The organism is Streptococcus suis, from assembly GCF_046032115.1.
In the GTDB taxonomy this organism is placed as follows: Bacteria; Bacillota; Bacilli; order Lactobacillales; family Streptococcaceae; genus Streptococcus; species Streptococcus suis_AJ.
Window position 1 is genome coordinate 20,812 of sequence record NZ_JARQOZ010000030.1, and the last position, 7,784, is coordinate 28,595.

The following is a 7,784-nucleotide window of genomic DNA, read 5'->3' on the forward strand; positions in this document are numbered from 1 at the left end:
ATGAGTTTGAAAGAATTAGGCGATGTGTCCTACTTCCGTTTAAATAACGAAATCAACCGTCCTGTCAATGGTCAAATTCCACTCCATAAGGACCAAGAAGCTGTTAAGGCCTTCTTCAAGGAAAATGTTATTCCCAATACCAAGCAATTTGATTCCATTTTGGACAAGATTGCTTTCTTATTAGAAGAAAACTATCTTGAGAAAGGATTTTTGGACCAATATAGTCCAGAATTTATCATCAAAATTGACCAATTCTTGAAAGACCAAAATTTCCGCTTCAAGTCTTTCATGGCTGCTTACAAGTTCTACAATCAGTATGCCCTTAAAACAAACGACGGTGCCTACTACTTGGAGAGCATGGAAGACCGCGTTCTCTTCAACGCCTTGTATTTTGCTGAAGGAAATGAAGAGTTGGCCTTGAACTTGGCCAACGAAATGATTCATCTTCGTTACCAGCCAGCAACTCCTTCTTTCCTAAACGCAGGTCGTGCCCGTCGCGGTGAGTTGGTGTCGTGTTTCCTCATCCAAGTCACAGACGATATGAACTCCATCGGACGTTCCATCAACTCTGCTCTGCAATTGTCCCGTATCGGTGGTGGGGTTGGTATCTCTCTCAGCAACTTGCGTGAGGCAGGGGCTCCAATCAAGGGCTACGAGGGAGCTGCTTCTGGGGTTGTTCCTGTCATGAAACTTTTCGAGGACAGCTTCTCTTACTCTAACCAACTTGGCCAACGCCAAGGGGCTGGGGTAGTGTATCTGGATGTTTTCCACCCAGACATTATCGCCTTTCTTTCAACTAAGAAAGAAAATGCTGACGAGAAAGTGCGTGTGAAGACCTTGTCACTTGGAATCACTGTTCCTGATAAATTCTATGAGTTGGCACGTAAAAATGAAGATATGTACCTCTTCAGCCCTTACTCCGTTGAATTGGAATACGGTGTGCCTTACAGCTACCTTGATATTACTGAGAAATACGACGAGTTGGTGGCAAACCCACGCATTCGTAAGACAAAAATCAAGGCCCGCGACCTAGAAACAGAGATTTCTAAACTCCAACAAGAGTCTGGCTACCCTTACGTCATCAACATTGACACTGCCAACCGCAGCAATCCTGTTGACGGCAAGATTATCATGTCCAACCTCTGTTCAGAAATCCTTCAAGTTCAGACGCCGAGCGTTATCAACGACTCTCAGGAATACTTGACTATGGGAACAGATGTGTCATGTAACCTTGGCTCAACCAATATTGTCAACCTCATGAAGTCACCTGACTTTGGACTTTCCGTCCGTACCATGACACGCGCTCTTACTTACGTAACTGACCATTCACACATTTCTGCGGTGCCGTCTATCGAGGCTGGAAATGAACGTGCGCATTCAATCGGTCTCGGTGCTATGGGACTTCACTCCTACCTGGCTCAAAACTTGATCGATTACGGATCAAAAACAGCTGTGGAATTTACCAATATCTACTTCATGCTCCTCAACTACTGGACTTTAGTAGAATCAAATAACATTGCCCGCGAACGCAAAGCTACTTTCCATAATTTTGACAAATCAAAATACGCAGACGGCACTTATTTCGACAAGTATGTGACTGGGGATTACCAACCACAATCTGACCGTGTCAAAGAACTCTTTGAAGGAATTTTCATTCCAAGCGGACAAGATTGGGCTGACTTACGTGAGAAAGTCATGACAGATGGTCTCTACCACCAAAACCGACTAGCTGTTGCTCCAAACGGTTCTATCAGCTACATCAACGATGTATCTGCTTCTATCCACCCAATCACACAACGGATTGAGGAACGCCAAGAGAAGAAAATCGGTAAAATCTACTATCCAGCAGCTGGCTTGGCAACAGAAACTATTCCATTCTACAAGTCTGCTTACGATATGGATATGCGCAAGGTCATCGATGTTTACGCTGCTGCAACAGAACACGTCGACCAAGGTTTGTCGCTCACTCTTTTCCTTCGCAGCGAGCTTCCAAAAGAACTCTATGAATGGAAAAAAGAGAACAAACAAACCACACGTGACCTCTCTATCCTTCGTAACTACGCCTTCAACAAAGGCATCAAGTCAATCTACTACATCCGTACCTTTACCGATGACGGCGAAGAAGTCGGCGCAAACCAATGTGAAAGTTGTGTGATCTAAGCCACTTAGGTACTGACTATTTGGTCAGTACCTAAGTGGCTTACTACCTCGAAAAGTCGTTAAGTTCGAACGACTTTTCTCAGGTCGTAACTTGCAAGGGTTTAGCTGTTGGCAAGCCAACTACCTAATCTACGCTAACCGCTATCGGCGGATTAGCTATCTACCTTACGACACTGTCGTTCATGATGCGAAGCAACTAATGAGCGCTCGATTAAAAATCCCTTTTGGGGGATTTTTTTACAGGCTACTATCTATTTGTGATATAATATTTGAAGTATAAGAAAAAGAAAGAGAATATGATGGAAACCTACTACAAAGCCATAAACTGGAACGCCATTGAGGATGTTATTGACAAGTCAACTTGGGAAAAGTTGACCGAGCAATTCTGGCTCGATACACGTATCCCATTATCAAACGACTTGGATGACTGGCGTAAACTTACTGCTGAAGAAAAAGACCTGGTTGGTAAGGTCTTTGGCGGATTGACCCTCTTGGATACCCTTCAATCTGAAACAGGTGTCCAAGCTCTTCGCAACGATATTCGTACACCGCACGAAGAAGCTGTTTACAACAACATCCAATTCATGGAGTCAGTCCATGCCAAGTCTTACTCTTCTATCTTCTCAACCTTGAACACCAAGTCTGAGATTGAAGACATCTTTGAATGGACCAACAGCAACGAATACTTGCAACGCAAGGCAAAGATTATCAACGAAATCTACGAAACAGGTACACCACTTGAAAAGAAAGTAGCCAGCGTTTTCCTAGAAACCTTCCTCTTCTACTCTGGTTTCTTCACGCCACTCTACTACCTTGGTAACAACAAGCTGGCCAACGTTGCTGAAATCATCAAGCTGATCATCCGTGACGAGTCTGTGCACGGTACCTACATCGGTTACAAGTTCCAACTTGGTTTCAATGAATTATCCGAGGAAGAACAGGACAAACTCCGCGACTGGATGTACGACCTGCTCTACCAGCTCTACGAAAACGAAGAGGGCTACACACGCTCCCTCTATGATGCAGTTGGCTGGACTGAGGAAGTCTTGACTTTCCTTCGTTACAATGCCAACAAAGCCCTCATGAACTTGGGACAGGATCCACTCTTCCCAGATTCAGCAGATGATGTCAACCCAATCATCATGAACGGTATCTCAACCGGTACATCTAACCACGACTTCTTCTCCCAAGTTGGTAACGGCTATCTGCTCGGTGAAGTAGAAGCCATGCAGGACGATGATTATCTTTACGGTTTGTAATCAAAAAAAGCAGTTCAATCCGAGCTGCTTATTTTTTATACTAAAAATACAATCATCAAATAAGAAATACCGTTGTTGAGCATATGAAGCGCAATCGGATAACGAATATCACGTTTGATCAGATAGAGCCAACCAAGATTGAGTCCCATCGTGAAATAAATCAAAAATTGGGGAAGAGTTGCTGGCATATGGACCAGACTAAATAAAGACCCCGTTACAACAAGATAGATTCCAACAGCCTTCATATCTGCCATTTTAGGGAAGAAATAGGTCGCTAAAAATCCACGGAAAATCAATTCTTCTAATATTGGAGCAAAGATCACTACGGAGCTAAATGCAATCAAGGGATATGCTGATACGAATTCAATCACCAGCTTTTGGTTTTCACTTTCTGGGACTGGTACAATAAACTGGAAGATAAAAAATGCAACATAAAGTAATATCGGCCATTGAATCTTATGGAACCATGAAGCTGCCACATGATAGTCAACAGATTGTCGTGGATAGACATACTTCCATAATAGAATGATAAGCGCTATGGAAAGAACAAGTCCAATTATCGCACAAATCCAAATTGTACTGTCAATCAACTGGGCAGGAATGTCAGGAATCGTTTGTAAGGTTGGTCCTACCATCAGAAAACCTGAAGCAATTTGATAGGCAACAAAGTATAGGAATATCAATGCAGCGTGTTTGATAAATTTTAACATATTCCCTCCCTACAAGCTCAAGTCAACAATATTATCGACTCGTACCAACTTGGTTTCAAGCTCCCCATTCGCTAATTCACGAGAAATTTTAACCCAATCCTCATCCACAGCTAAAATGCTGTATTCATAAGCAATAGAAAATTCCTCATCAAAGCGGATTTTGGCTTTACTTCCGACCAATTCTTTCAATAAAACTGACATCTGATTTTCTCCTTTTGTAGTTTTCTGCAACTTTTTTACCCTAGCTTGCAACTGCTTCACTTTTTTCCTATCTGATAGAGAATTGAAAAATAGAAATCCTACTAGAATCCATAAGAAAAAGTCCATATTTTCCTCCTATATCAAGCCCAGACTTTGCATCAGTAGCATCAACAAAAATCCGATAAGATTATTGAGACAATGTAGGATAAGTGCGTTGGTATATTTACCAGAAATCCGATAAGCAAGTCCTAGTACTAGCCCCATACCTCCGTAGACAACCCAAGATCCGATATTGGTCGGATTGTGAATAAATCCAAACAGAAAACTCGATAGCAATAATCCCACAATCGAATCCTTACCAAAGACTTTCCCCATAAGAATCCCTCTGAAAAGCAGTTCCTCCAAAACTGGAGCAAAGAAAACTGTAAAGAGAAACAAAATTAAGGTTGGTAAGCCTGAATTATTGATGATTTCCTGATTGGCAGTCGTTTGACCGTATCCCTCTTCCAGCATAATCAATTGCCCACCAATTATTTTCAAACCAAACATAACGATAAAGGCAAGGGCAATAAAACCAACATTCGCACCCATCCCCCACTTCTGCTCACCTTTCCACAGACCTAATTTACCAGTCAAGATAAGACCAAGCACTACAGCAACCAACAAGAAGGCAGCAGCAATCAGAAGGTTATTCCCATCAAAATTTGGCAGGGTAAACATGGCCATCTGGGTCAATACATTTAGTGCAACGACAGCCAGTCCCACTAAGAGAAACTTCCAATTTTTAACCACATTCCAATCTTTGACACTTCCAAGTCTATTCATAGCAATCTCCTTAATATAAACAATTATTTTTCGTTTGTTAAAAGATAAAGTCTTTTAGTTTCCTTTTAGTACTAGGCAACGAGCCGCAGACATAACTGGAGTTAGGCAAGGCGAGTTAACGAAGTAATAAAAGAGAAACTAAATGACGACAGCAGAGCAGGCAAGCCCAAAACCATTGGCAAGAGAATATTCAGGGTTGACAAATCAATCTGCCCAGTAGCCAGCCACTCTCCGAAAATATAGCCAACTGCGTATAGACCAAGACCGATTAACAAAGCAAGATAGATTTTCTTAAAGACTTTCATTGTTCATTCCTCCATTTGCATTAGATGAATGTGATTTTCTTACGATTGGCGAAATAGAAGCTAACAAATCCTATAAAGGTCATCAGGACAACTGTCATAGGAGTGACAAACTGGAAATACTCGGCTGCAGATGTTCCGCTTTCCTGTGGAATTTGTAACTGCCAGATACCAATACTAACTAGCAGACTGTATACTGCAATCTGTATGGTTTGAAACAGAGTACGTTTCATCATTTTCTTCCGAGCCAATTTCACATCAGCCTTTGCAACAAACAATTTATCCAGACCCAACTGCTTGATAATGGCGTCCTGTTTGAATTGAGAATAAACCAATGTCAAGAAGAGGCTGATTCCCATGATATCTTCTCCCAGCGCAAAGCTAACTAGAAAGCTCACCAGTGTCACTGTCATAAAAAGCATATACATATTGTTGCCGAAATTCGTCAAGGTCGCATAAGACATCTCGTCTAACTCACCAACAATATCATAGAAATAATGAATTGCTTTGATGTGTAGATTTTCCTTTTTCATAACTATTACCTAAAAACCTTTCATAACATTCTTATTTGAAGTAACGACGAACCATGCGAACCTGCATGACATTGATGTAAATGTGAAGAAAGGCAACAACTAGAAATGCTGTAATTTGTCGCTCTTGCAATAGCATGCTAAGTACAAATAGGAATAGATACAAACCTGGTAACACGATTTGATTCAAAGTGAAGACGATTTGGAAACTCATTTCGTAGTTTGCTTGTTTCTCCCCCTCGTCCATTGCCTCAGCAAAGTCTTTCATCTCTTTTACTGTAGCAAATGCAGATAACTTATAGTCTCGAATTTTCTCTGTTAATTTAATAATAATCACTTGAGTAATTAGAAGTACGATAAAGAGAACCAAGTCAAAAATTGACCCATACATAACCGCACTCTCTTCTAAGAAGGCAACTCCAAATCCTAAAACTAAATTTAACAGAGTCAATGATACGGCAACATTAAATGATATGGTCGCATATTCTAGGTTACGATACATTTTTTTATACAGTTCATCAAAGTATTCTTCTTCCTCATCTGAAATAGAATGGTAAAGATGGTATTTTTTATTAGCTTTAATACCAAAATAAATGGTTCCGGCAAAAATTACAAAAGTAATGATACGCAAACAAAACAAGAAATTATCTAAATTGACAAAAGACTGTAATCCAAGCTTAGAAATCGATACTCCAAAAAAGCCACAAAATGCTCCGAAAATTGCTCCCAAAAACAAATATGTAAGATTTCTGAGCCATCTTTGTTTTGTCGTTAATTGTTTCCCCTGTTTCATTCTTCTACCTCCACTAATTGAAAGACATTCTCCACATTTTCATTAAAAATCTGTGCTATGCGCATGGCAATGACCACCGAGGGCGTGTATTCGCCCCGCTCAATCAAACTAATGGTCTGCCGTGATACTTCTGCCAACTTGGCAAGTTCCGTTTGATTGAGACCATCCCTTGCTCGCAATTCCTTGAGTCGATTTTTTAAGACATATTCCATAAGTTTTCCTTTCTAGGCTTGGTAGATAATCAAGCCTGTTTCTGTATCTTCTACAGCTATATTTTCCTTGGCAAACTTAACCAACAAGAGATAGGCATAGTAGAAATCGCCTGCACAAGAGGCAGCATGCATGGTTGCCAGCATGAAGTAAAGAGTGGTATTCATCATCCCAAAGCCTGCCGACATGGTCAAGACCAAACTAATCACAACAAAGGGAGTCAGGCTGATTACTAGCATTTGCATCCGATTGTAGAGCGAACCTGGACTGGTCGCATAGGCCATGCCCGATTTCCATTTAAACCCGTATTTGACAGGATTTTCAGGACAAAAAACCTTGAAGAAGATGCCGTGGATAGCCTCGTGCACAACTATTAAAAGAAAATAGAGAGGGAAAAGCAACCACACCTCTGATACGGCCAGTTCCGAGTAATTCGAACCGTTAGCTATCAACCAACTGCCTATCATTCCAAATACCAAGGCAATTGGAAAGATGAGTACCACAGCAAGAATATTCAAACCCCATACAAATTTCTTATTTTCCATGATATTAACTTCAAATAATTTCTTTTTCACTTCCATGTTTCTTCTACTTCATTTTCCTTCAAGCTAGACTAAACTATATAGTCCTAGAGCAACTCCAATCAGTAAGCCAATAATACTTGCGCCTGCAATCACAATCGCTGCCATATCAGCTGAAATGTGTCGTTTCATAAGGTTTCTCCTCGTAAAATAAGTTTATGGGGATTTTTCAATCCCAAATTTTTAATGAGTGTAATAATGTTAACTTGACTA

Annotated in this window: 10 protein-coding genes; 2 read left to right on the forward strand and 8 right to left on the reverse strand. The window is 40.8% G+C overall.

The features are described from left to right. Positions 1 to 2,160 carry a class 1b ribonucleoside-diphosphate reductase subunit alpha gene (nrdE, locus tag P7J36_RS08795; RefSeq protein ID WP_408551894.1) on the forward strand — a complete coding sequence of 720 codons (2,160 nt, stop codon included), beginning with the start codon at positions 1 to 3 and terminating at the stop codon, positions 2,158 to 2,160. Positions 2,161 to 2,459: 299 nt separating this feature from the next. After that, positions 2,460 to 3,419 (forward strand): class 1b ribonucleoside-diphosphate reductase subunit beta, encoded by a 960-nt coding sequence (nrdF, locus tag P7J36_RS08800; protein WP_004299066.1) that lies wholly within the window; start codon positions 2,460 to 2,462, stop codon positions 3,417 to 3,419. 35 nt (positions 3,420 to 3,454) lie between these two features. Here nrdF and P7J36_RS08805 read toward each other — a convergent pair whose 3' ends face one another. From P7J36_RS08805 to P7J36_RS08840, 8 genes are all read right to left on the reverse strand, one after another. Next, positions 3,455 to 4,129: a CPBP family intramembrane glutamic endopeptidase gene (locus P7J36_RS08805; RefSeq protein WP_408551893.1), complete on the reverse strand. Its 675-nt coding sequence runs from the start codon at positions 4,127 to 4,129 to the stop codon at positions 3,455 to 3,457. 9 nt (positions 4,130 to 4,138) lie between these two features. Beyond that, positions 4,139 to 4,456 carry a hypothetical protein gene (locus tag P7J36_RS08810; protein ID WP_408551892.1) on the reverse strand — a complete coding sequence of 106 codons (318 nt, stop codon included), beginning with the start codon at positions 4,454 to 4,456 and terminating at the stop codon, positions 4,139 to 4,141. A 9-nt stretch (positions 4,457 to 4,465) separates the two neighbouring features. Beyond that, a complete protein-coding gene (locus P7J36_RS08815) occupies positions 4,466 to 5,155 on the reverse strand; it encodes a CPBP family intramembrane glutamic endopeptidase (protein WP_408551891.1) in 690 nt (229 codons plus the stop codon). Positions 5,156 to 5,256: 101 nt separating this feature from the next. Beyond that, a complete protein-coding gene (locus P7J36_RS08820) occupies positions 5,257 to 5,460 on the reverse strand; it encodes a hypothetical protein (protein WP_136628385.1) in 204 nt (67 codons plus the stop codon). A gap of 20 nt (positions 5,461 to 5,480) precedes the next feature. Then, positions 5,481 to 5,990 (reverse strand): DUF3278 domain-containing protein, encoded by a 510-nt coding sequence (locus tag P7J36_RS08825; protein WP_408551890.1) that lies wholly within the window; start codon positions 5,988 to 5,990, stop codon positions 5,481 to 5,483. 31 nt (positions 5,991 to 6,021) lie between these two features. Continuing rightward, positions 6,022 to 6,780: a DUF3169 family protein gene (locus P7J36_RS08830; RefSeq protein ID WP_408551889.1), complete on the reverse strand. Its 759-nt coding sequence runs from the start codon at positions 6,778 to 6,780 to the stop codon at positions 6,022 to 6,024. Continuing rightward, on the reverse strand, positions 6,777 to 6,992 hold the full coding sequence (locus P7J36_RS08835; RefSeq protein WP_012028279.1) for a helix-turn-helix transcriptional regulator: 216 nt from the start codon (positions 6,990 to 6,992) through the stop codon (positions 6,777 to 6,779). The genes P7J36_RS08830 and P7J36_RS08835 overlap by 4 nt, the downstream gene beginning before the upstream one ends. A gap of 12 nt (positions 6,993 to 7,004) precedes the next feature. Continuing rightward, positions 7,005 to 7,571 carry a DUF3267 domain-containing protein gene (locus P7J36_RS08840; RefSeq protein WP_408551888.1) on the reverse strand — a complete coding sequence of 189 codons (567 nt, stop codon included), beginning with the start codon at positions 7,569 to 7,571 and terminating at the stop codon, positions 7,005 to 7,007. Positions 7,572 to 7,784: the final 213 nt, after the last annotated feature.